Annotated in this window: 1 protein-coding gene; it reads right to left on the minus strand. The window is 63.9% G+C overall.

Annotated features, from left to right (window positions below; translation table 11 throughout):
- Positions 1 to 216, minus strand: a 216-nt coding sequence (locus GTQ34_RS17110) for a hypothetical protein (protein WP_208103926.1), incomplete at both ends; no start/stop codon positions are given.

Raw genomic sequence — 216 nt, forward strand, 5'->3', positions numbered from 1 at the left:
CCGTGTTCAGCGCTGCAAGTTCGGCATCCGTGGCAAAGGTACCGTCAAGGTCCTGGCTCAGGGTACCACCGGCATCGGTCACCGTTATCGAGGTGCCCGTCAGGCCGACCGCCGTGTTGAGTTCGTTCGTGGGGTCCGCATCGGCGTCGTCCGTGTTCAGCGCGGCAAGTTCCGCATCCGTGGCAAAGGTGCCGTCAAGGTCCTGGCTCAGGGTAC

This window comes from Flagellimonas ochracea (assembly GCF_009903685.1).
Lineage (GTDB): Bacteria > Bacteroidota > Bacteroidia > Flavobacteriales > Flavobacteriaceae > Flagellimonas > Flagellimonas ochracea.